The sequence below is a fragment of the Burkholderia sp. LAS2 genome (assembly GCF_018417615.1).
Lineage (GTDB): Bacteria > Pseudomonadota > Gammaproteobacteria > Burkholderiales > Burkholderiaceae > Burkholderia > Burkholderia sola.
This window is the reverse complement of the sequence record NZ_CP071052.1, coordinates 1,096,672-1,118,036: the sequence shown is the minus strand read 5'-3', so window position 1 is coordinate 1,118,036 and position 21,365 is coordinate 1,096,672. Positions and strand designations below refer to the sequence as shown.

The window sequence follows — 21,365 nt, the reverse complement described above, 5'->3', positions numbered from 1 at the left end:
CCCTTGTTACAGAACCACGCTCAGCAACAGCGTAAAGCTCAGACCGAGCACCGAGATGATGGTTTCAAGCAGCGACCAGGTCTTGAACGTCTGGCCGACCGTCATCCCGAAATATTCCTTGATCAGCCAGAAGCCGCCGTCGTTCACGTGCGAGAAGATCAGCGAGCCCGAGCCCGTCGCGAGCACCAGCAGCTCAGGCCGGACCGCCGCGCCCGACGCCGCCGCGATCGGTGCGACGATGCCGCAGGCCGTCGTCATCGCGACCGTCGCCGAACCCGTCGCGAGACGCATCAGCGCCGCGACGAACCACCCGAGCAGCAGCGGCGACAGATGCGCGTGCTTCGCGGTCTCGACGATCTGTTGCGAGATCCCGCTGTCGCGCAGGACGCCGCCGAAGCCGCCGCCCGCGCCGACGATCAGCGTGATGCCGGCGATCGGCGCCAGGCACTCGCCGCAGAATTTCTGGATCTGGTCGCGGTTGAAGCCCTGCTTCGCGCCGAAGGTCCAGAAGCTCACGAGCACGGCGATCAGCAGCGCGACGTCCGAGTTGCCGGCAAAACGCAGCAGGTTGTTCGGCAGCGACTTCGGCGTGAACACGAGGTCGGCCCAGCTGCCGACGAGCATCAGCACGACGGGCAGCAGGATCGTGAACAGCGTGATGCCGAAGCTCGGCAGTTCGCGCTTGCCGCCATCCGTGCGCGAATCGACGAATTGCGATGCGAGCGGGTTGTTTTCCGGCAGCTTCACGAACTTCGAGATCATCAGCGCGAACAGCGGGCCCGCGATGATCGCGGTCGGCACGCCGACGACGAGGCCGAACGCGATCGTCTTGCCGATATCGGCGCCGTATTGCTGGACGGCCAGCAGCGCGGCCGGATGCGGCGGGATCAGCCCGTGCACCACCGACAGGCCGGCCACCATCGGCAGGCCGACGACGAGCAGCGACTTGCCGGTGCGCTTCGCGACGTTGAACGCGATCGGGATCAGCAGCACGAAGCCGACTTCGAAGAACACCGGCAGGCCGACGATGATCGCGACGAACATCATCGCCCAGTGGATGTTCTTTTCACCGAACCAGTCGATCAGCGTGGTCGCGATCCGCTCGGCGCCGCCCGATTCGGCCATCATCTTGCCGAGCATCGTGCCGAGGCCGACGACGATCGCGATGTGGCCGAGCGTGCCGCCGGTACCGGTTTCGAACGACTTGACGATCTTGTCCATCGGCATGCCGACGACGAGGCCGAGGCCGAGCGAAACGATGATCAGCACCAGGAACGGGTAGATCTTGTAGCGCGCGATCATCAGGATCAGCGCGGCAATCGCGATCAGCGTGAATACGAGCAGCATGCTGCCTTGGACGGCCCCCATGTGGCACTCCTCCTAGAATTGTTCGAACCGGGCGAGTCGTTGCGAGTATGCCCGGCTATGCAGGTCTCCGAAACACGGGGGTACCCCCCCGTCAGGACGCTGAATTTTACTTATCTTTGCGATCCGCGGATAGAACCGGTTCCATCAGCAAAAACCCTCGGTAAAACAAGCACTAACGCTTGCTTTCCGAGGGCCAAACCGTCATTTGGCACAAGTCTTAACGGGGAAGCTGGCTCGCCGCTTGCGCGAGGCGCGTGACTTCGGCCCAATCCTGCGCGGCGAGCGCGGCCTTCGGCGTGAGCCACGAGCCGCCGACGCACACGACGTTCGGCAGTTTCAGGAAGTTCGGCGCGGTATCGACCGTGATGCCGCCCGTCGGGCAGAACTTCAGCGCCGGGAACGGGCCGTGGAACGCCTGCAGCATCGGCACGCCGCCCGCCTGCTGCGCGGGGAAGAACTTCACGATGTCGTAGCCGAATTCGAGCGCCTGGATGATGTCGCTCGGCGTCATCACGCCCGGCAGCAGCGGCAGGCCCGCGTCGAGCGACGCGAGGTGCAGCTCCTTCGTCAGGCCCGGCGACACGCCGAACGTCGCGCCCGCGCGCTTCGCCTGCGCGCAGTGCTCGGGCTTCGTGATCGTGCCCACGCCGACGACGATGTCGTCCGCGAGCTGGCTCGCGCGCTGGATCGCCTCGAGGCCCGCCGGCGTGCGCAGCGTGATCTCGAGCACCTTCACGCCGCCCGCGTGCAATGCGCGCGACACGTTTTCGCCCTGCTCGACCGAGTCGAATGCGAGCACCGGAATGACCGGGCCCAGCTTCACGATTTCAGCAATCGTCTTCATTGAATTGGCTCCTAGAAATTCATGCGGCGACGCTGGCGGCCGTTTCGCCGACCAGCGTCCCGAAAACCGATGCGCCCTGCTCGGCCGGCGCGGCCGCCGCGCGAAACACGCCGAACAGTTCGCGGCCGAAGCCGACTTCGTTCTCGGCCTGGTGCTGCGGCTGCGCGACCGGGCGCGCGTGCCATTCGGCGTCGTCGACCTCGATGTCGAGCACGCCGGCTTCCGCGTCGATCACGAGCATGTCGCCCGTCTTCACCTTGCCGATCGGGCCGGCCAGCAGCGCCTCCGGCGACACGTGGATCACGGCCGGCACCTTGCCCGACGCGCCCGACATGCGGCCGTCGGTGACCAGCGCGACGTGGAAGCCCTGATCCTGCAGCACGCCGAGCAGCGGCGTCAAACGGTGCAGTTCGGGCATGCCGTTCGCGCGCGCGCCCTGGAAGCGCACCACCGCGACGAAATCGCGCTTCAGCTCGCCGCGATCGAACGCGGCCTGCACGGCTTCCTGCGAGTCGAACACGATCGCCGGCGCCTTCACCTTGCGGTGCTCGGGCGCGACCGCCGAGATCTTGATCACGCCGCGGCCGAGCCGGCCCTGCATCAGGCGCAGGCCGCCGTCCGGTTGGAACGGGTCGCGAATGCCCCGCAGCACCTTCGTGTCGTGGCTCTCGGCCGCGCCGTCGACCCACGTCAGCTTGCCGTCGATCAGCTTCGGCTCCTTCGTGTAGTGCGCAAGCCCCTTGCCGGCGACCGTCGTCACGTCCTCGTGCAGCAGCCCGCCTTCGAGCAGGTTGCGCACCAGGAACGCGACACCGCCCGCCGCGTGGAAATGGTTCACGTCGGCCTTGCCGTTCGGGTAGATCTTCGCGAGCAGCGGCACGACTGCCGACAGCTCGTCGAAATCGTTCCAGTCGATCAGGATGCCGGCCGCGCGCGCGATCGCGACGAGGTGCAGCGTGTGGTTGGTCGAGCCGCCCGTCGCGAGCAGCGCGACGATCCCGTTGACGATCGCCTTTTCGTCGATCACATGGCCGATCGGCGTGTACTGGCCGCGCTCGACGGTCAGGTCGAGCACGCGGCGCGCGGCCTCGGCCGTCAGCGCGGTGCGCAGCGGCGTGTGCGGATGAACGAATGCCGAGCCCGGCAGGTGCAGCCCCATCAGCTCCATCAGCATCTGGTTGCTGTTCGCGGTGCCGTAGAACGTGCAGGTGCCGTGGCCGTGATACGCGGCCGATTCGGCTTCGAGCAGCGCGTCGCGGCCGACCTGGCCGGTCGCGAACTGCTGGCGGATCTTCGCCTTGTCGTCGTTCGACAGGCCGCTCGTCATCGGGCCGGCCGGCACGAAGATCGTCGGCAGATGGCCGAACTGCAGCGCGCCGATCAAGAGGCCCGGCACGATCTTGTCGCAGATGCCGAGGCAGAGCGCGGCATCGAACATGTTGTGCGTGAGCGCGATCGCCGTGCCCATCGCGATCGCCTCGCGCGAGAACAGCGACAGCTCCATCCCCGGGTTGCCCTGCGTGACGCCGTCGCACATCGCCGGCACGCCGCCCGCGAACTGCGCGACCCCGCCGTTCTCGCGCGCGGCCGCCTTGATGATCTCGGGGAAATCCTTGTACGGCGCGTGCGCGGACAGCATCTCGTTGTACGAGGACACGATGCCGATGTTCGGCTCGCGAATCGCCTTGATCGAGAACTTGTCGTTACCCTCGAGGCCCGCGAAGCCGTGCGCGAGGTTCGCGCACGACAGCGCGCCGCGTGCCGGGAACTTGCCTTGCGCGCCGTCGATGCGCTGCAGATAGGCGGAACGGGTCGATTGGCTGCGGGCGATCACGCGTTCGGTGACCTTCGCCAGAGTGGGGTGCAGCGACGTCATGCTGGGCGCTCCTGTATGCCGGCCGACACCGGCGGTTGGAATCGTGGGGACGGTCGAGCTTCGTCGATCGAACGAAGCAAGTCTAGTAGAAAAACTACAAGCACGCAATGCGGATCGGTTGGCTCGCAACCCTTATTCCCGCCACCAGCAAGGCTTTAATCAGTGAAAACCCTAATTCCCCCTGCTGAACTCGCATCCGAACCGCTGCAATTGCGCTAGTATTTTCATGTAGATTTTCTACAATTGGAGTGCGATACACTCGCTCATCCGAACCCGATTTCCACGTGCCGTCCCATGCTGCCTCGCATTGAAGCGATCCGCGCCGAGTTGCGCCCGTCCGAGCGCAAGCTCGCCGACTACATCCTCGCCGCGCCGCGCGAGGTGCTCGACCTCGCGATGACCGAGCTGTCGACCCGCGCGGGCGTCAGCCAGCCGACCATCGCGCGCTTCTGCCAGGCGCTCGGCTGCAGCGGCTTCCGCGAATTCAAGATCCGGCTCGCGCAGAGCGTCGCGCCGGGCGTGTCGTCGGTGTACCGCGACGTCGAGCCCGACGAGCCGGCGCCCGGCATCATCGGCAAGGTGTTCGACCGCACGATCGGCGCGCTGATCGAGGTGCGCAACAGCCTGTCGGCGGGCAGCGTCGCCGACGCGATCGCGCTGCTGTCGAACGCGTCGCGGATCGAGTTCTACGGCGCCGGCGGCTCGGGCATCGCCGCGCAGGACATCCAGCACAAGTTCTTCCGGCTCGGCGTGCCGAGCGTCGCGTATTCGGACCCGCACACGTTCTCGATGTCGTCGGCGCTGCTCGGCCCGCACGACGTCGTCGTCGCGATCTCGAACACCGGCCGCACGCGCGACATCGTCGACGCCGCGCGCTCCGCGCTCGCATGCGGCGCGAAAGTCGTCGCGATCACGCAGAGCCATTCGCCGCTCGCGAAGCTCGCGACGGTCAGCCTCGCGTCGAACGTCGCCGAGGAAACGGACGTGTTCTCGCCGATGACGTCGCGGATGTCGCATCTCGCGATCGGCGACATCCTCGCGGTCGGCGTCGCGCTGTCGCGCGGGCCGGCGCTGATGGAGCGCGTCGGCCGCGCGAAGGAAGCGATCACGCGACGCCGGATCGACGACCCGACGAAGGACTAGTCGTCGCGGAACGCCGAGCGTAAACGAACGACGGCGCCCCGCGGGGCGCCGTTGCGCATGATTCGGCGGCGACGGACTCGCCGGCCGCGCCGCTCAGAACGGCTTGATCACGACCAGCGCGACCGCCGCGAGCATGCCGAGCACCGGCAGCTCGTTGAACACGCGATACCACCTGTCGGTGCGGCGGTTCTCGCCTCGCTCGAACACTTTCAGCAGATGCCCGCAATACGCGTGATAGACGATCAGCAGCAACACGACCGTCACCTTCGCATGGATCCAGCCCTGCCCCTGGCCGATGCCGATCACGAGCCACAGCCACAGCCCGCACGCGAGCGCCGGCACCGCGATCATCGTCATGAAACGGAACAGCTTGCGCGCCATCAGCAGCAGGCGCCGCACCGCAGCCGGATCGGTCTCCATGGCCAGGTTCACGTAGATGCGCGGCAGGTAGAACAGCCCCGCGAACCACGCGGCGATCAGAACGATATGGAACGTCTTGACCCAGAGCATTGCCATCGATTGTGCGCCTCGCGGTTGACTTACTGACGACCTTCGCCGTGCCCGAGCACGACGTACTTCAGCGACGTCAGCCCTTCCAGGCCGACGGGGCCGCGTGCGTGCAGCTTGTCGTTCGAGATGCCGATTTCCGCGCCGAGGCCGAATTCGAAACCGTCCGCGAAGCGTGTCGACGCGTTGACCATCACGCTCGCCGAATCGACTTCGCGCAGGAAGCGCATCGCGCGGTCGTGATCCTCGGTGACGATCGCATCCGTGTGATGCGAGCCGTAATGGTTGATGTGCTCGATCGCGGCGTCGAGCCCGTCGACGACCTTGATCGCAAGCACCGGCGCCAGATATTCGGTGTGCCAGTCTTCTTCGGTCGCGTCGACGAGCGGGCCGACGCCCGCATCGGCGAGCACCGCGCGCGCGGCCGCGTCGACGCGCAGTTCGACCTGCTTGTCGCGATACAGCTTGCCGAGCGGCGGCAGCAGCTTCGCGGCGATGCCGCTCGACACGAGCAGCGTCTCCATCGTGTTGCAGGTGCCGTAGCGGTGCGTCTTCGCGTTGTCGCAGACGGTCAGCGCCTTGTCGAGATCGGCGCGATCGTCGACGTACACGTGGCAGATGCCGTCGAGGTGCTTGATCATCGGCACGCGTGCCTCGTTGATCAGCCGTTCGATCAGGCTCTTGCCGCCGCGCGGCACGATCACGTCGACGAATTCGGTCATCGTGATCAGCTTGCCGACCGCCGCGCGATCGGCCGTCGCGACGACCTGCACCGCGTCCTGAGGGAGGCCTGCCGCCTCGAGCCCTTCGCCGATCAGCTTCGCGAGCGCCGCGTTCGACTCGAGCGCTTCGGAGCCGCCGCGCAGGATCGTCGCGTTGCCCGACTTCAGGCACAGCGCGGCCGCGTCGATCGTCACGTTCGGGCGCGATTCGTAGATGATGCCGATCACGCCGAGCGGCACGCGCATCTGGCCGACCTGGATCCCGCTCGGGCGGAACTTCAGGTTGCCGATCTCGCCGATCGGATCGGCCAGCGACGCAACCTGACGCAGCCCTTCGATCATCGTGTTCAACGCCTTGTCCGACAGCGTCAGGCGGTCGACGAACGCCGCATCGAGCCCCTTTTCACGGGCGCGGGCGACGTCGCGTGCATTCGCGTCCTTCAGCGCCTGCGCGTCGCGTTCGATCGCGCGGGCCACGGCGTCGAGCGCCGCGTTCTTCGCGGCCGTGCTGGCGCGCGCCATCGCGCGGGAGGCGTGCCGGGCGCGACGGCCCAGGTCGGTCATGTACTGATCGATATCCATCGTGTGACTCGAGAAGCGAGCCGCGCGGAGCGGCATGAATTCGTGGGGGAAGCGGGGACGGCCATGCGGAGACGGCTATCCGGGACGACCATCCGGGCGGGGTAACGGCCGCAAGACCGCGCCGCGCAGGGCGGCGCCCCGGTCATCGAAGCATTGTAAGCGGGTTGCGCAGCGCGCGCTGAAGGCCCGAACGGAACTTAGCGTCGCACGCGACCCGCGGTCGGCGGTCGCTCGCCGCGGGCGCCCGCGACCGTCATCGCGAGCTGGAACAGCCCGTCCCACGGGTCGGGCGGCGGTTCGTCCTGCGTGCGGCGGCCCGGCGTGACAGCCGTGAGCCCCTTGACCTGCCGGTCGAGCTTCGCGGCGAACGCGAGCGCCTTTTCGAGCACCGCTTCCGACACGCGGTTCAGCGCGGGCGCGATCAGCCGCTCGCGCGGCCCCCACACGCGGTTCTCGCGCAGCAGCGTCGCGAGCGGCTTGCCGGCCGTCGTGCCGCGCTTGATCCGCAGCAGCGTGCGCAGTTCCTCAACGACGGCCCACATCACGAGCACGATCGCCTCGCCCTCGCCCTTCAGCCCGTCGATCATCCGCGCGAGCCGCGCGGCGTCGCCGGCGAGCATCGCTTCGTTGAGCTTGAACACATCGTAGCGCGCGACGTTCAACACCGCGTCGTGCACCTGCTCGAACGACAGCGCGCCTTGCGGATACAGCAGCCCGAGCTTCTGGATTTCCTGGTGCGCGGCGAGCAGGTTGCCCTCGACGCGCTCCGCGATGAACTGCAGCGCGCGGCGCCCGTCGTCGCCGGACGCGACGCGCTGGCCCTGCATCGACAGGCGCTGGCCGATCCAGTTCGGCAGTTGCGCGCGGTCGACCGGATCGATCTTCAGCGCGACGCCGCCGTTCTGCAGCGCGGTAAACCACGCGGATTTCTGCGTGGCCGCGTCGAGGCGCGGCAACGTGACGAGCATCAGCGCATCGGGATTGGGCGTGGCCGCGAGCATCTTCAGCGCATCGGCGCCTTCCTTGCCGGGCTTGCCCGACGGAATGCGCAGCTCGATCAGCTGGCGCTCGCCGAACAGCGACATTGCCTGGGTCGCGCCGAGCAGCACGCTCCAGTCGAAGCCGCGCTCGACCGTATGCACCGAACGCTCGGTGAAGCCGGCCGCGCGCGCGGCCGCACGAATGCGGTCGCACGCTTCCTGCGCGAGCAGCGGCTCGTCGCCGTAGACGGTATAGAGCCCGGCCAACCCCTTCGCGAGGTGCGGCTCCAGCGCATCAAGTCGCAATTGCATCGCTGCGTGCGCCCGCGATCAGAGCGGCGGCGGCGGCAGCGGCGCGCGCGGCGCCACGCCCGGCACCACGTCCTCCGGCGCCGGCGTCAGCGAATGGACGATCGCGAGACGCCGCATCAACTGGTCGACCGCGTCGTTCTGCATGTCGCCGTACAGGATGTCGGCTTCCTGCGCCTTCGCGTTCGTGTACTGGTCGCTGTACGTCATCGCGCGGTTCAGCGCGATCGCGCTCGGCGGGATCAGCACGGTGCCGTCCTTGCTCGTCAGCGTGTAGTTCAGCGTGTAGAACAGCGCGTATTCCTGCGCGGAGCCGTACTTGTTGAGCGTCAGCGTGTTCTGGCCACGCGACTCCCACATGCGCAGCACGGCGTCGGCGTCGTCCGGCGACTTGACGATCTTCGTGTCGCTGCCGGCCTCGACGAGGCGCGTGAGCCGCGCCCCGACGGACGCCGGCGCACCGGCCACGAACAGGTGCTTGAACGCGTAGTCCTGCTGGCCGCGCAACTGGAAGCCGCATGCCGACAGCACGACCGCGCTGCCGACGAGCATCAAAAACGATCTGCGGATCACCTTCGCTCCTTCTGGGTACGTCCGACGGCCGGCGGCCGTCAGACGACGATGTTCACGAGGCGGCCCGGCACGACGACGATCTTCTTCGCCGGCTTGCCGTCGCTGAATTTCGCGAATGCCTCGTCGGCCACCGCCGCTGCTTCGATCGCGTCGCGGCTCGCGTCCTTCGCGACCTTCAGCGCGCCGCGCACCTTGCCGTTCACCTGCAGCACGAGTTCGATCTCGGCCTGCTCGAGTGCGGCCTCGTCGACCTTCGGCCACGGTGCATCGAGCAGCGGGCCGAATTCGTCCGCGTAGCCGAGCGCCTTCCACAGCTCGAACGTGACGTGCGGCACGACCGGGTACAACACGCGCAGCAGCACGCCGTACGTCTCGCGCAGCACGGCAGGCGTCGCGCCCTTCGCGCCGTCGATCGCGTTCAGCATCTTCATCGCGGCCGACACGACCGTGTTGTACTGCAGGCGCTGGTAGTCGAAGTCGGCCTGCTTCAGCACGCTGTAGATCTCGCGGCGCAGCGCCTTGTCGGCGTCGCCGAGCGTCGCCGCGTCGAAACCGGCGCGGGCGGCAAGCGCTTCACGATTGCCGGCGCCGAAGCTCCATACGCGGCGCAGGAAGCGGCTCGCGCCTTCAACGCCCGCGCCCGACCACTCGAGCTGCTGCTCCGGCGGCGCGGCGAACATCGTGAACAGGCGCGCGGTATCGGCGCCGTACTGATCGATCAGCAGCTGCGGATCGACGCCGTTGTTCTTCGACTTCGACATCTTCTCGATGCCGCCGAGCACGACCGGCTGACCGTCCGCATTCAGCGTCGCGCCGACCGGGCGACCCTTGTCGTCGTGCGTGACCGTCACGTCGAGCGGGTTGTACCAGGTCTTCTTGCCCGCCGCGTCCTCGCGGTAGTACGTCTCGTTCAGCACCATCCCCTGCGTGAGGAGGTTCTTCGCCGGCTCGCCGAACTTCACGAGGCCGAGATCGCGCATCACCTTGGTCCAGAAGCGCGAATACAGCAGGTGCAGGATCGCGTGCTCGATGCCGCCGATGTATTGATCCATCGGCATCCAGTAATCGGTGCGCGCGTCGACCATCGTCTCGGCGTCCGGCGCCGTGTAGCGCGAGAAGTACCACGACGAATCGACGAAGGTATCCATCGTGTCGGTTTCGCGCTTCGCGGCCGCGCCGCACTTCGGGCACGTGCAGTTCAGGAACGCTTCGGACTTCGCGAGCGGGTTGCCCGAGCCGTCCGGCACGAGGTCTTCCGGCAGCACGACGGGCAGGTCCTGCTCCGGCACCGGCACGTCGCCGCACGACGGGCAGTGGATGATCGGGATCGGCGTGCCCCAGTAGCGCTGGCGCGACACGCCCCAGTCGCGCAGGCGCCACGTGACCTGCTTGTCGCCGAAGCCGCCGGCGTTCAGGTCGGCCGCGACCGCGTCGACCGCGTCCGCGTAGCGCAGGCCGTCGTACTTGCCGCTGTTCACGCAGACCGCGGTGTCCTTGTCGCCGTACCACTCCTGCCATGCGTCGAGCGAGTACGTCTGCCCTTCGCTCGCGATCACCTGCTTGATCGGCAAATCGTATTTCTTCGCGAACGCGAAATCGCGCTCGTCGTGGCCCGGCACGCCCATCACCGCGCCTTCGCCATAGCTCATCAGCACGTAGTTGCCGATCCACACCTCGACCGGCTCGCCGGTCAGCGGGTGCTTGACCGAGAAGCCGGTCGCAACGCCCTTCTTCTCCATCGTCGCGACGTCGGCTTCGGCCACGCCGCCGCGCTTGCATTCCTCGATGAACGCGAGCAGTTCCGGCTTGTCCTGCGCGAGGCGCGTGGCGAGCGGGTGCTCGGCCGCGATCGCGCAGAACGTGACGCCCATGATCGTGTCGGCGCGCGTCGTGAACACGCGCAGCAGCTTCTGCTCGCCGTCGAGTTCGTACGGGAAACCGAAGTTCACGCCGAAGCTCTTGCCGATCCAGTTCTGCTGCATGATTTTCACGCGCTCGGGCCAGCCGAGGCCGTCGAGATCGTTCAGCAGCTCATCCGCGTACTGCGTGATGCGCAGGTAGTACATCGGGATCTCGCGCTTCTCGACGAGCGCGCCCGAGCGCCAGCCGCGGCCGTCGATCACCTGCTCGTTCGCGAGCACGGTCTGGTCGACCGGGTCCCAGTTCACGGTGCCCGTCTTCTTGTACGCGATGCCCTTCTCGAGCATCTTCAGGAACAGCCACTGGTTCCACTTGTAGTACTCGGGTTTGCACGTCGCGATTTCGCGCGACCAGTCGATCGCGAGGCCCATCGACTGCATCTGGCCCTTCATGTAGTCGATGTTGTCGTAGGTCCACTTCGCGGGCGGCACGCCGTTCGCCATCGCGGCGTTCTCGGCCGGCATCCCGAACGCATCCCAGCCCATCGGCATCAGCGTGTTGTAGCCGTTCATCCGCAGATAGCGGTACATCACGTCGTTGATCGTGTAGTTGCGCACGTGACCCATGTGCAGCTTGCCGGACGGGTACGGCAGCATCGACACGCAGTAGAACTTCGGCTTCTGCGAATCTTCCTTCGTCTTGTAGGCATCGGCTGCGCGCCAGTCGCCCTGGGCGGCGGCTTCGACGTCGGCGGGTACGTATCTCTCGTGCATGGTGTGGTTCGGGCTAGGCTTTAAGCGGCGCGACGGCTCGCGCGCAGGATTGGATCGAAAATCGTGCGTGCCCGGCGGCACTGCAGGTTCGCTGTTGTGGGACCTGTTCGGGGTTTCCGGATATTTTCCGGGTTACCGGGAAAATTCCGGGTTACCTGGAAAAAACCTGCCAACCGGGAAAAACGTTGATTATACCGTCAGCGCCGGCCCATCCGGCCGGTCTTGCGGCGCGCGGCCCGTTCCCGCGGCGGGCGCGAACTCGCCTGATGATCCGCGCGGCGGTTCGCCGGCGCGTCAGCGTTGCGCGCCCGCGGCGGCACCCGCCGGCGGCACGTCGGTCACGAAGCCGATCCGCGTGAGGCCCGCGGCCTGCGCGGCGCCCATCACCTGCGCGATCACGTCGTAGCGCGTCGCGCGCGACGCACGCAGCCGCAACTCGGGCGGCGCGGCGCCCGCGGCGGCGGCCCGGAACCGCGCGGGCAGCGCGTCGAGCGCCACGGGCGCGTCGTCCCAGTAGAGCTTGCCCGCGTCGTCGATCGACAGCGTGACGGATTGCGGCGTGTCGCGCGCGACGCTCGCCGCGACCTTCGGCAGGTCGAGCCGGATCGCGTGCGTCATCAGCGGCGCGGTGATGATGAAGATGACGAGCAGCACGAGCATCACGTCGATCAGCGGCGTCATGTTGATCTCCGCCATCGGCGCGGACGTCTTGTGGTGCTCGAGCCCGCCGAATGCCATGGTCGTTCCTCCGGAGCCGGCGCGTCAGGCGCCCTGCGCGCACACGAATACGTGCAGATCGCGTGCGAAGCCGTCGAGTTCCTCGGCGAGCTGCCGGACGAGCCGGCCGAGGATGTTGTACGCGAGCACCGCGGGAATCGCGACGACCAGCCCGAACGCGGTCATGATCAGCGCCTCGCCGACCGGCCCCGCGACGTTCTCGATCTGCGCCTGCCCGCTCGCGGCGATGCTGCCGAGCGCGTGATAGATGCCCCACACGGTGCCGAGCAGCCCGACGAACGGCGCGGTGCTGCCGATCGACGCGAGCAGCACCTGGCCGAATTCGAGGCGCCGCTGCGAGCGCAGCATCGCATGACGCAACGCGCGCAGCACGCGTTCGCCGCGCTCGACGCGCGCGGCCAGCGCGGCCGGGTCGTGGTCGTCGGCCGCGTCGCGCGCGGCTTCGGCGAGCGGCACGAACACGCGCTCGCGATCGGCGCCGGCCAGCGCGGCGATGCCGGCATCGAGCGATGGCGCGCGCCAGAACGCGGCGAGCGCGCGCGACCCCTGCCGCTTCGCGCGGACCAGGAGCCAGGCTTTCATCAAGAGGAAGCACCAGCTGGCGACGGACATCGCCAGCAGCACATAGGAGACGGCGTGCGTGATCGCATCGCCGCTTTCGAGGTAGTGGACAACGCCGGTGGGAATCGCCATCGGAGTTTCCTCGCGGGTCAGCGCAGGCCGAGCACGTCCTGCATGTCGAACAGGCCGGCGTCGCGCGCCGACAGGAAGCGGACCGCACGCAACGCGCCCTGCGCGTACGACACGCGGCTCGACGACTTGTGCGTGATCTCGATGCGCTCGCCGATCCCGGCGAACAGCACGGTGTGATCGCCGACGATGTCGCCGCCGCGCACCGCGGCAAAGCCGATCGACGACGGATCGCGTTCGCCGGTCACGCCGTGGCGGCCGTACACCGCGCAGTCGTCGAGCGAGCGGCCGAGCGCGCCGGCGACGGCCTCGCCCATCATCAGCGCGGTGCCCGACGGCGCATCGACCTTGTGGCGGTGATGCGCTTCGATGATCTCGATGTCGTAGCCGTGCGAGAAATGCTGCGCCGCGAATTCGAGCAGCTTCAGCGTGACGTTCACGCCGACGCTCATGTTCGCCGCGAACACGATGCCGATCTTGCCCGCCGCGGCCTGCAACTCGGCCTTCTGCTCGGCGGTGAAACCGGTCGTGCCGATCACGAGCTTCACGTCGTGGCGCAGCGCGGCCTCGATGTGGGCCATCGTGCCTTCCGGACGCGTGAAATCGATCAGATAGTCGGCCTGTGCGAACACGGCGTCGAGGTCGTCGGTCAGCTTGACGCCGGTGTCCTTGCCGAGGAACGCACCGGCGTCCTGGCCGAGGAACGGCGAACCGGCGCGGTCGAGCGCGCCGACGAGCTGCGCGTCGGCATCGTTGAGAACGGCTTCGATCAGCATCCGGCCCATTCGGCCCGATGCGCCGGCAATCGCAATCTTCATGGCTTTCTACACGACAGGTCTAAAGGCGGGCGGCGCATGCCGCCCCGTTTCCGCAGGCCGGCCGCTTACTGCGCCGGGGCGGTGAGCGGCTGGTTCTGCAGGTTGTCCGAGCCTTGCGGGCCGACCGGCGGCGCCGCTTCGTTCGTCGCGTTCGGCTGCGGCGGACGATGGAACTGGAACTGCGGCTGGATCGCCGGCGCGGCGCCCGGCGGCTGGCCGCCCGGCACCGGCGCGCCGCCCGAGGCCTGCGCGGCCGGCGTGAACCGGCGCGACCCCGAACCCTGCCCCGACACCTGGTTGGTCGCACGGTTCGCCGCGCGCGCCGCCTGGGCGTTCGCATCCTGGTCGACCACCGCGCCCGGCGCCGGCTCGGTAGCCGGGCTCGCGGCAGCGGCAGCCTGCGCGGCGCTCGCGGCCGCAGCGGCTTCGGACGCCTTCTTCGCCGCGGCAGCGGCCTTCGCCTTCTTGCCGCCGCGGTCGCCGTCGATGTCGGCCAGCAGGTCGAGCTCGGACGGCAGGTTGTCGGCGCCGGTCCAGCTGGCGACGCGATCGCCCGCGAAGGTCACCACGAGGTCGCGCTGCTGGACGATCGACGTCGAGCCGCGCTTGAAGTAGAAGAGGTAATCCCAGCGATCCGCGTGGAACATGTCCGCGAGCAGCGGCGTGCCGAGCAGCGCGCGGACTTGCTCGCGCGTCATGCCGACCTGCAACTGGGCGGCCTTCTCCTGCGACACGAAGTTGCCCTGCACGACGGTGATCCGATACGGCGTGATGCTCTGCGCGATGCGCTGCGTCACGCTGTCGTACGACGAACAACCCGCCAGCGCGACGACGGCGGCGGCAGCGATGATGGCACTCCGCATGCGACTCCTCTGAAAGTGCGAAAGCGATTCTGGGATCATTTCCTTCACCGTGCTGGCCCGCGTGCAGGCCGCGCGTATATCTGGAACGGCGAAAAGCCGGTAACATTGAAGCCCTGCATTGTACTCTAGGGATGCCTAGCCATGACCAATCCGACGGATCTCAAGAATATCGGGCTAAAGGCCACCCTACCGCGCCTCAAGATTCTCGAGATCTTCCAGCAGAGCCCCGTGCGCCACCTGACGGCCGAAGACGTCTACCGCAACCTGCTCAACGAGCAGCTCGACATCGGGCTCGCCACCGTCTATCGCGTGCTCACGCAGTTCGAGCAGGCCGGCCTGCTGTCGCGCAGCAACTTCGAGTCCGGCAAGGCGGTGTTCGAGCTGAACGAAGGTTCGCACCACGACCACCTCGTGTGCCTCGATTGCGGCCGCGTCGAGGAATTCTTCGACGCCGAGATCGAGAGCCGCCAGCAGGCAATCGCGAAGGAGCGCGGCTTCCGGCTCCAGGAGCACTCGCTCGCGATGTACGGTTCGTGCACGACCGAGAACTGCCCGCACCGCAAGCACTGAATCGCGCCACCCGCACACGGCACGGCCCGGCCGGCATCTCGCCGCCCGGGCCGTGTGCTTTTTCGGCGCGCGTGCCGCGCGCCCGGCATGCTTACGAAAGCCCTTCGGCGCGCGCGCAGGCCGGCTCGAAATCGAGCGCCCACGCGCGTTCCAGCGGGATCTCGTCGCAGTTCGGCTGCGGGCCGCCACGATCGACGATCACGAAATCGCTGACCGCATCGAGCGCGAGCAGCGGATGGTGCCAGACGCCCTTCGCATAATTGACGCCCTGCCAGCCCTCGGCCAGGAACGCGCGCATCGCGTCGGGCCGGAATTCGCCGGCCGGCGCGACGACGATCGCGTAGCGCGACACCGCCGCGAGCGGGATGAATGCCTGGCTGCCGTGCGGGTGGCGCTCCATCAGCGTGACCGCGACCGGCAGCGCGCGCGGCTGCGCACGAAACACGCTGACGAGCGGCCGGCCGCCGTCCGCGCACACGTCGATCGTCGCGAGATCGTGAAAGCGCTCGGTCGTGCCGCCGTTGATCGGGAAATGCCGCGCGCCTTCGAGCGCGATCACGTCGCCGAACGGCGCGAACGCTTCGCGGGTCAGGCGCTCGACGCGCAGGATCGGAGTTCCGCTCATGCCGCTGCCCTCCTTCAAGCCGGCTCGCCCCACAGACGCAGGCGCGACACGCCGCCGTCCGGGAAGATGTTGAACCGCACGTGCGTGACGGGGCCGAGCGCCGCGAGCTGATCGAACGTGTGCACGTGGTCCATCTGCAGCTTCTGCTCGCCGAGCAGTTCGGCCCAGAACATCGCCTGCGTGACGAGCGAATCGTCGGTGCCGCCCGTCACGTGCGCGGCCTGCAGCGAGCAGCGGTCGGGGAAATTGCCCTTGAAGAACGCCGTGTCGACCTCGACGCGCCGGATGATGCCCGGCCGCGCAAGCGCGACGATCGCCCAGTCGTTGCCCGGCTCGCGGCGGCGCCGCGTTTCCCAGCCGTCGCCCATGTTCGCGCCGCGCCCCGGCATCAGCATCTGCGAGGCCGGGCCGAAGTGCTGGTTGTTCGCGGCCACCAGATAGCCGCCGTTCTCGATCGCCGCGAGATCGACGAGCTCGCCCGCCGGCACGTGGCGCCAGTCGCGCTGCGGCTGGCCGTACACGCGCAGCCGCGCGAGCCCGCCGTCCGGATACAGGTTCACACGCAGGTGCGTGACCGGCCGCGCATCGTCGACGCTCACGTAGTGATGCGAATTGCCCTGCAGCGTCGTCGCGGGGACGATCGTGCGCCACTCGGCGTCGTCCGGCGGCGTGTCGCCGTCCACCGCGCACGCGTCGATCGACGCGGCCGGCGGGAAGTTGCCGGTGAAGTGGCTCGTATCGAGATCGACGCCATAAATCACGCCCGGCCGCGCGAGACGCACCACGCAGAAGTCGTGGCCGGTCGTACGCTTGCGGCGCGTTTCCCAGCCGTCCATCCACTTGCCGTGGTCGTCGTACTTGCCGGGAATGAACACGGCCGGCTCGGGATTGAGCATCCGCTCCTTCGGCGCGAAGAATTCGTCGCTGGCGAAGAGCGCCTGCGCGCCCAGGCGCGGGTCGGCGAGGTTCATGTAGCGCCGCGTGAAAGCCGGCGCGTTCGGATCGAGGATGGGGGCTGCCATGTCGTCTCCATTATTTTGAGAGGCGCCGGCGCGTCAGCGCGCCGGTCGCATGAAGGTCGGTCGCGCGGTGCGGCCGGGGAAGCCGCGCCGCGCGAGAGCGGTGTTCAGAGCGCATGGGCCTGATCGCCGGCGACCGGTGCGGCGGCGCCCGGCGCGTCGGCCACGTAGCGCAGCTCGCGGTTCAGCACGCGCGTCGCCCGAGCGCGGTCGATGTCGTTCTCCCACACCGCGACGACCACCGTCGCGACGCAGTTGCCGATCAGGTTGGTCAGCGCGCGGGCGATGCCGACGAACCAGTCGACCGGCAGGATCAGCACGAGGCCGAGCACCGGAATCGCGGGAATCGCCGACAGCGTCGCCGCGAGAATCACGATCGCCGAGCCGGGGATGCCGTGCGCGCCCTTCGACGTGACGAGCGACACGAGCAGCACGACGATCAGGTCGTGCGTGGACAGCGGCGTGTTGGTGGCCTGCGCGATGAACAGCACCGCGAGCGTCAGGTAGATCGAGAAGCCGTCGAGGTTGAACGAATAGCCGGTCGGGATCACGAGGCCGACCGTCGAATCCTTGATGCCCATGTATTCGAGCTTGCTCATCACCTGCGGCAGCACCGCATCCGACGACGCCGTGCCGAGCACGATCGACAGTTCCTCGCGCAGGTAGCGGATCAGCTTGAACACCGAGAAGCCCGCGAGCCGCATCACCACGCCGAGCACGACCGTGACGAACACGAAGCAGCTCAGGTAGAACACCGCGACGAGGTAGCCGAGCTGCTTGAGCGACGCGACGCCGTACTTGCCGGTCGTGAACGCGATCGCGCCGAGCACGCCGAGCGGCGCGAGCTTGATGATGAAGCCGATGATCCTGAAGAACACGTGCGACAGTTCCTCGATCAGCGAATTGACGCGCTGCGCCTTGTCGCCGAGCAGCGACAGCGCGGAGCCGAACAGCACCGCGAACACGAGGATCTGCAGGATGTCGCCCTTCGCGAACGCGTCGATCGCGGTGTCGGGGATGATCTTCATCAGATAGCCGGCCGTGTCCTTCAGGCTTTCGGCGTTCTTCGCGTACGTCGACAGCGACGCCGCGTCGAGCGAGCGCAGGTCGATGTTCATCCCGACGCCCGGGCGCGTGACCCAGGCGAGGACGAGCCCGATGCCGAGCGCGAGCGTCGTCATCACCTCGAAGTAGACGACGGCCTTCAGGCCGACCCGGCCGACCTTCTTCAGGTCGCCCGCATTGGCCATCCCGCTGACCACGACGCAGAACACGATCGGGCCGATGACCATCTTGATCAGCTTCAGGAAGCCGTCGCCGAGCGGACGCAGCGACTCGGCGAAATGCGGGAAGAACGCGCCGAGCGCGACCCCTAGTATCAATGCGACGACTACCCGGCCAAACAGCGAATTGAGGAATTTCGACACGGCGCTCTCCCGATCCAACGGTTGCAGTTTCGTCTGTTCATACTGGTAAGACCAGTGATGTTATGGTGGATAGTAGGAAGCCGATATAGTCGCGTCAAGGACGAACAAAATAGGGATTTCCCGCCCCTCCAGCGGGGCCGGAACGCGCCGGAGTCGGCTTGATCGTGGCTTACCCGTAGGCCGCCCATGCGCCGAGCGCGTGCGGATTACAATGCTGGTCAGACCGGCCATCACTCATATCATGAAGAACGTTCCGCACACCGTGACCGACGCCGCCATCGCGACGATCCGCGACCGGATCGAGGCAGGCGTGTATCCGGTCGGCAGCCTGCTGCCGGCCCAGCGCCAGCTCTCCGAGGAGCTGGAGATCAGCCGCGCGTCGCTGCGCGAGGCGCTGTCGACGCTCGAGGCGCTCGGGATGCTGCGCATCCGCGCGGGCAAGGGCGTGTACGTCGAAAGCGCGCAGGCGTCGGCCGCGCATCCGTGGCAATTCGCCGAGCAGTCGTCGCCGCCCGATACGTACCAGATGCGCTATGCGCTCGAAGGCTTCGCCGCACGGATGGCCGCGCACGTCGTCAGCGACGATGACATCGCGTGGTTCGAGGACAACCTCGCCGACCTGCACGTCGCGCTGACCGAAAGCGCGCTCGACGAGGCATCGCGGCTCGACTTCGACTTCCACATGCGGATCATCCATCTGGCCGGGAATGCGGCGATCGAGTCGATCCTGCGCAGCAGCGCGGACATCATGAAGGAAAGCCAGCGCATGCCGTTCTACCGGCGCGAGCTGCTGCTGTCGACGTGGCACGAGCACCGCGCGATCGTCGACGCGCTGATCGCGCGCGATGCGGCCGCCGCCGGCACCGCGATCGAAACGCACATCGCGAACGCCGCGCAGCGCGCAGGCGTGTTCTTCCCGACGCCCGGCGCGTAATCCTCCCGCGCCGCGTTGGCACGCGGCCGGTCACGCAGTCATGCGGCGGGCCGGCGATCCGTTTCCGCCGCACGACGAAAAAGGCACGCGCCGCGCATCGCGGGCGTGCCTTTTTTGCAAAGGGCGCCGCTGCCGTCGCGACGCTAACGCGGCACCGTCACGCGGCCTCGTTCGCGAAATCGATCAGCACCTTCATCGCACGTTGGCGATCGCCTGCCAGTTCGAACGCGAGGTTCGCGTCGCGCATCGGGAACACGCGCGTGACGGCCGGCCGCAGGTCGACGCGCCCCGCGTTGATCAGTTGCACCGCCAGCGCGAATTCCGTGTGAAAGCGGAACGAGCCGCAGATCGACAGCTCCTTCGCGACCACCACATTCTGCGGCAGGCTCACGTCGCCGCCGAGCCCGAGCTGCACGACGACACCGCGCGGCCGCATCACGTCCAACCCGTCGCGCAATGCACGCGCATTGCCCGAACACTCGATCATCACGTCGAACGTGCCCTTGTCGGCGCTGTAGCGCTCGACCCAGCCGGTATCGGCCGCCGCATTGATCGTGCGGTCCGCGCCGAGCGCGCTCGCCACCGCGAGCGGCGCTTCGACGACATCCGTCGCGACGATTTCCGCCGCGCCGTGCACGCGCGCCGCCGCGACCGCCAGCACGCCGATCGGCCCGCAACCCGACACGAGCACGCGCTTGCCGATCAGCGGGCCCGCGCGCGACACCGCGTGCAGTCCGACCGCGAACGGCTCGGCCAGCGCCGCGAGCGACAGCGGCACGTGATCGGCGACCTTCACGCATTGCACCGCGTCGCACACGAGCGCATTGCGGAACGCGCCCTGCACGTGCGGCATCCGCATCGCACTGCCGTAGAAGCGCATGTCGAGACACTGGTTCGGCAGCCCTTCGAGACAGTAGCGGCATGCGCCGCACGGCCGGCTCGGATTGACCGCGACGCGATCGCCGACCTTCACCGACGTCACGTCCGGCGCCACTTCCGCGACCGTGCCGGCGACCTCGTGGCCGAGCACCATCGGCTGCCGCAGCCGGATCGCGCCGAAGCCGCCATGCCGAAAGTAATGGAGGTCGGAGCCGCAGATGCCGCCCATCGCGACGTCGACGCGCACCTGGCCCGGGCCGATCTCGCCCGCGTCCTGCTCCTCGACCCGCAGGTCGTTCGGCCCGTGGATCACCACACACATGCAACGCATACGCACGACATTCTCCTTGTCAGACCGCACTCGTCAGCCCGCCGTCGACGAACAGCGTCTGCCCGTTCACGAAATCGGATGCGGCCGACGCGAGGAAGATCGCCGCGCCGCACAGCTCGTCGACCTGCCCCCAGCGGCCGGCCGGCGTGCGCTTGCACAGCCAGTCCGAAAACGCCGCGTCGTCGACCAGCGCGCGATTCAGTTCGGTTTCGAAATAGCCGGGTGCAAGGCCGTTCGCCTGGATCCCGTGGCGCGCCCAGTCCGCGCACATCCCTTTGGTCAGCATCCGCACCGCGCCCTTGGTCGCCGCATACGGCGCGATCGTCGGCCGCGCGAGCTCGCTCTGCACCGAGCAGATGTTGATGATCTTGCCGCGGCCGCGCGCGATCATGTGCCGCGCGACCGCCTGCGCGACGTTGAACACGCCGTCGAGATTCACGCGCATCAGCGCATGCCAGTCGGCCGGGTCGAAGGCGTCGAGCGGCGCGCGACGCTGGATGCCCGCGTTGTTCACGAGAATGTCGATCGCGCCGACGCGCGCCTCGAAATCGTCGACCGCCGCGCGTACCTGCGCGTGCTCAGCCACGTCGAACACCGCATGGTCGGCCGCGAAGCCTTCATCGCGAAACTGGCGCGCGAGCGTCGCGGCCTTCTCTTCATTGCGATCGTTGATGACGATCGCCGCACCGGCTTCCGCGAGCCCGCGGGCAAGCGTCAGCCCGATCCCGCGGCCGGAACCGGTAATCAGCGCGCGGCGGCCGTCGAGGCGGAACCGGTCAAGCGCGTGAGTCATGGATGTCTCCTCGTGCCAGTCGAGCCGGCTGCCCGTCGCGGCCGGTCTCGCGTTGACGGTATCTTCGACCGCCGGCCGGGTCCGCGCCAATGGTCTTTTTTGATCCGGTTATCATGAAAATTGATTACCACTCTCTCGTGC

General features: G+C 67.9%; 20 protein-coding genes. 3 read left to right on the top strand and 17 right to left on the bottom strand.

The annotated features are described in order from the left end of the window. Positions 1 to 6: 6 nt before the first annotated feature. The 3 genes from JYG37_RS05225 to edd all read right to left on the bottom strand — a co-directional run bounded on the left by JYG37_RS05225 (position 7) and on the right by edd (position 4,088). Positions 7 to 1,368, bottom strand: a complete 1,362-nt coding sequence (locus tag JYG37_RS05225; protein WP_050013822.1) for a GntP family permease — start codon at positions 1,366 to 1,368, stop codon at positions 7 to 9. A 217-nt stretch (positions 1,369 to 1,585) separates the two neighbouring features. After that, positions 1,586 to 2,212: a bifunctional 4-hydroxy-2-oxoglutarate aldolase/2-dehydro-3-deoxy-phosphogluconate aldolase gene (gene eda, locus JYG37_RS05220; protein ID WP_006483410.1), complete on the bottom strand. Its 627-nt coding sequence runs from the start codon at positions 2,210 to 2,212 to the stop codon at positions 1,586 to 1,588. Positions 2,213 to 2,231: 19 nt separating this feature from the next. Continuing rightward, positions 2,232 to 4,088 carry a phosphogluconate dehydratase gene (gene edd, locus JYG37_RS05215; RefSeq protein WP_050013823.1) on the bottom strand — a complete coding sequence of 619 codons (1,857 nt, stop codon included), beginning with the start codon at positions 4,086 to 4,088 and terminating at the stop codon, positions 2,232 to 2,234. A 294-nt stretch (positions 4,089 to 4,382) separates the two neighbouring features. Here edd and JYG37_RS05210 point away from each other — a divergent pair, with 294 nt between their 5' ends. After that, complete coding sequence (locus JYG37_RS05210; RefSeq protein ID WP_050013824.1) at positions 4,383 to 5,231, top strand: MurR/RpiR family transcriptional regulator; 849 nt, start codon at positions 4,383 to 4,385, stop codon at positions 5,229 to 5,231. 93 nt (positions 5,232 to 5,324) lie between these two features. Here the strand turns inward: JYG37_RS05210 and JYG37_RS05205 are convergent, their stop codons facing one another. The 9 genes from JYG37_RS05205 to JYG37_RS05165 all read right to left on the bottom strand — a co-directional run bounded on the left by JYG37_RS05205 (position 5,325) and on the right by JYG37_RS05165 (position 14,646). Continuing rightward, entirely contained in the window at positions 5,325 to 5,747 is a 423-nt protein-coding gene (locus tag JYG37_RS05205) for a CopD family protein (protein WP_089488167.1), read from the bottom strand. Positions 5,748 to 5,770: 23 nt separating this feature from the next. Next, positions 5,771 to 7,042 (bottom strand): glutamate-5-semialdehyde dehydrogenase, encoded by a 1,272-nt coding sequence (locus JYG37_RS05200; protein WP_050013826.1) that lies wholly within the window; start codon positions 7,040 to 7,042, stop codon positions 5,771 to 5,773. A 197-nt stretch (positions 7,043 to 7,239) separates the two neighbouring features. Continuing rightward, positions 7,240 to 8,334, bottom strand: coding sequence for a DNA polymerase III subunit delta (gene holA, locus JYG37_RS05195; RefSeq protein WP_050013827.1), 1,095 nt, complete (start codon positions 8,332 to 8,334; stop codon positions 7,240 to 7,242). 18 nt (positions 8,335 to 8,352) lie between these two features. Then, positions 8,353 to 8,904, bottom strand: a complete 552-nt coding sequence (locus tag JYG37_RS05190) for an LPS-assembly lipoprotein LptE (protein ID WP_050013828.1) — start codon at positions 8,902 to 8,904, stop codon at positions 8,353 to 8,355. A gap of 38 nt (positions 8,905 to 8,942) precedes the next feature. Then, complete coding sequence (gene leuS / locus JYG37_RS05185; protein WP_050013829.1) at positions 8,943 to 11,537, bottom strand: leucine--tRNA ligase; 2,595 nt, start codon at positions 11,535 to 11,537, stop codon at positions 8,943 to 8,945. Positions 11,538 to 11,831: 294 nt separating this feature from the next. Next, positions 11,832 to 12,275, bottom strand: a complete 444-nt coding sequence (locus tag JYG37_RS05180; protein WP_124594272.1) for an ExbD/TolR family protein — start codon at positions 12,273 to 12,275, stop codon at positions 11,832 to 11,834. Between the two features lie 24 nt (positions 12,276 to 12,299). After that, on the bottom strand, positions 12,300 to 12,968 hold the full coding sequence (locus JYG37_RS05175) for a MotA/TolQ/ExbB proton channel family protein (RefSeq protein WP_050013831.1): 669 nt from the start codon (positions 12,966 to 12,968) through the stop codon (positions 12,300 to 12,302). Between the two features lie 17 nt (positions 12,969 to 12,985). Next, positions 12,986 to 13,783, bottom strand: coding sequence for a 4-hydroxy-tetrahydrodipicolinate reductase (gene dapB / locus JYG37_RS05170; RefSeq protein WP_050013832.1), 798 nt, complete (start codon positions 13,781 to 13,783; stop codon positions 12,986 to 12,988). Positions 13,784 to 13,848: 65 nt separating this feature from the next. After that, positions 13,849 to 14,646 carry an outer membrane protein assembly factor BamE gene (locus JYG37_RS05165; RefSeq protein WP_050013833.1) on the bottom strand — a complete coding sequence of 266 codons (798 nt, stop codon included), beginning with the start codon at positions 14,644 to 14,646 and terminating at the stop codon, positions 13,849 to 13,851. Positions 14,647 to 14,787: 141 nt separating this feature from the next. On the opposite strand from JYG37_RS05165, the gene fur reads away from it, so the two are divergent. Next, positions 14,788 to 15,216: a ferric iron uptake transcriptional regulator gene (gene fur, locus JYG37_RS05160; RefSeq protein ID WP_006400349.1), complete on the top strand. Its 429-nt coding sequence runs from the start codon at positions 14,788 to 14,790 to the stop codon at positions 15,214 to 15,216. Positions 15,217 to 15,307: 91 nt separating this feature from the next. On the opposite strand, the gene JYG37_RS05155 is transcribed toward fur, so the two are convergent. The 3 genes from JYG37_RS05155 to JYG37_RS05145 form a co-directional block, all read right to left on the bottom strand. Continuing rightward, positions 15,308 to 15,841, bottom strand: a complete 534-nt coding sequence (locus tag JYG37_RS05155; RefSeq protein WP_050013834.1) for an ureidoglycolate lyase — start codon at positions 15,839 to 15,841, stop codon at positions 15,308 to 15,310. A gap of 14 nt (positions 15,842 to 15,855) precedes the next feature. Then, positions 15,856 to 16,863 carry an allantoicase gene (gene alc / locus JYG37_RS05150; protein WP_050013835.1) on the bottom strand — a complete coding sequence of 336 codons (1,008 nt, stop codon included), beginning with the start codon at positions 16,861 to 16,863 and terminating at the stop codon, positions 15,856 to 15,858. A 104-nt stretch (positions 16,864 to 16,967) separates the two neighbouring features. Continuing rightward, on the bottom strand, positions 16,968 to 18,287 hold the full coding sequence (locus JYG37_RS05145; RefSeq protein ID WP_050013920.1) for a C4-dicarboxylate transporter DctA: 1,320 nt from the start codon (positions 18,285 to 18,287) through the stop codon (positions 16,968 to 16,970). A 211-nt stretch (positions 18,288 to 18,498) separates the two neighbouring features. On the opposite strand from JYG37_RS05145, the gene JYG37_RS05140 reads away from it, so the two are divergent. Then, entirely contained in the window at positions 18,499 to 19,221 is a 723-nt protein-coding gene (locus tag JYG37_RS05140; protein WP_176015575.1) for a FadR/GntR family transcriptional regulator, read from the top strand. 157 nt (positions 19,222 to 19,378) lie between these two features. Here the strand turns inward: JYG37_RS05140 and JYG37_RS05135 are convergent, their stop codons facing one another. Continuing rightward, positions 19,379 to 20,437 carry an L-idonate 5-dehydrogenase gene (locus tag JYG37_RS05135; RefSeq protein ID WP_050013837.1) on the bottom strand — a complete coding sequence of 353 codons (1,059 nt, stop codon included), beginning with the start codon at positions 20,435 to 20,437 and terminating at the stop codon, positions 19,379 to 19,381. Between the two features lie 13 nt (positions 20,438 to 20,450). Continuing rightward, positions 20,451 to 21,224: an SDR family NAD(P)-dependent oxidoreductase gene (locus JYG37_RS05130; protein WP_050013838.1), complete on the bottom strand. Its 774-nt coding sequence runs from the start codon at positions 21,222 to 21,224 to the stop codon at positions 20,451 to 20,453. Between the last annotated feature and the right edge of the window lie 141 nt (positions 21,225 to 21,365).

What these genes read in the sequence shown, in the direction of transcription:
- JYG37_RS05225 (WP_050013822.1), bottom strand. Translation starts at nt 1,368, where the DNA reads ATGGGGGCCGTCCAAGGCAGCATGCTGCTCGTATTCACGCTGATCGCG.
- eda (WP_006483410.1), bottom strand. Translation starts at nt 2,212, where the DNA reads ATGAAGACGATTGCTGAAATCGTGAAGCTGGGCCCGGTCATTCCGGTG.
- edd (WP_050013823.1), bottom strand. Translation starts at nt 4,088, where the DNA reads ATGACGTCGCTGCACCCCACTCTGGCGAAGGTCACCGAACGCGTGATC.
- JYG37_RS05210 (WP_050013824.1), top strand. Translation starts at nt 4,383, where the DNA reads ATGCTGCCTCGCATTGAAGCGATCCGCGCCGAGTTGCGCCCGTCCGAG.
- JYG37_RS05205 (WP_089488167.1), bottom strand. Translation starts at nt 5,747, where the DNA reads ATGGCAATGCTCTGGGTCAAGACGTTCCATATCGTTCTGATCGCCGCG.
- JYG37_RS05200 (WP_050013826.1), bottom strand. Translation starts at nt 7,042, where the DNA reads ATGGATATCGATCAGTACATGACCGACCTGGGCCGTCGCGCCCGGCAC.
- holA (WP_050013827.1), bottom strand. Translation starts at nt 8,334, where the DNA reads ATGCAATTGCGACTTGATGCGCTGGAGCCGCACCTCGCGAAGGGGTTG.
- leuS (WP_050013829.1), bottom strand. Translation starts at nt 11,537, where the DNA reads ATGCACGAGAGATACGTACCCGCCGACGTCGAAGCCGCCGCCCAGGGC.
- JYG37_RS05180 (WP_124594272.1), bottom strand. Translation starts at nt 12,275, where the DNA reads ATGGCATTCGGCGGGCTCGAGCACCACAAGACGTCCGCGCCGATGGCG.
- JYG37_RS05175 (WP_050013831.1), bottom strand. Translation starts at nt 12,968, where the DNA reads ATGGCGATTCCCACCGGCGTTGTCCACTACCTCGAAAGCGGCGATGCG.
- dapB (WP_050013832.1), bottom strand. Translation starts at nt 13,783, where the DNA reads ATGAAGATTGCGATTGCCGGCGCATCGGGCCGAATGGGCCGGATGCTG.
- JYG37_RS05165 (WP_050013833.1), bottom strand. Translation starts at nt 14,646, where the DNA reads ATGCGGAGTGCCATCATCGCTGCCGCCGCCGTCGTCGCGCTGGCGGGT.
- fur (WP_006400349.1), top strand. Translation starts at nt 14,788, where the DNA reads ATGACCAATCCGACGGATCTCAAGAATATCGGGCTAAAGGCCACCCTA.
- JYG37_RS05155 (WP_050013834.1), bottom strand. Translation starts at nt 15,841, where the DNA reads ATGAGCGGAACTCCGATCCTGCGCGTCGAGCGCCTGACCCGCGAAGCG.
- alc (WP_050013835.1), bottom strand. Translation starts at nt 16,863, where the DNA reads ATGGCAGCCCCCATCCTCGATCCGAACGCGCCGGCTTTCACGCGGCGC.
- JYG37_RS05140 (WP_176015575.1), top strand. Translation starts at nt 18,499, where the DNA reads ATGCTGGTCAGACCGGCCATCACTCATATCATGAAGAACGTTCCGCAC.
- JYG37_RS05130 (WP_050013838.1), bottom strand. Translation starts at nt 21,224, where the DNA reads ATGACTCACGCGCTTGACCGGTTCCGCCTCGACGGCCGCCGCGCGCTG.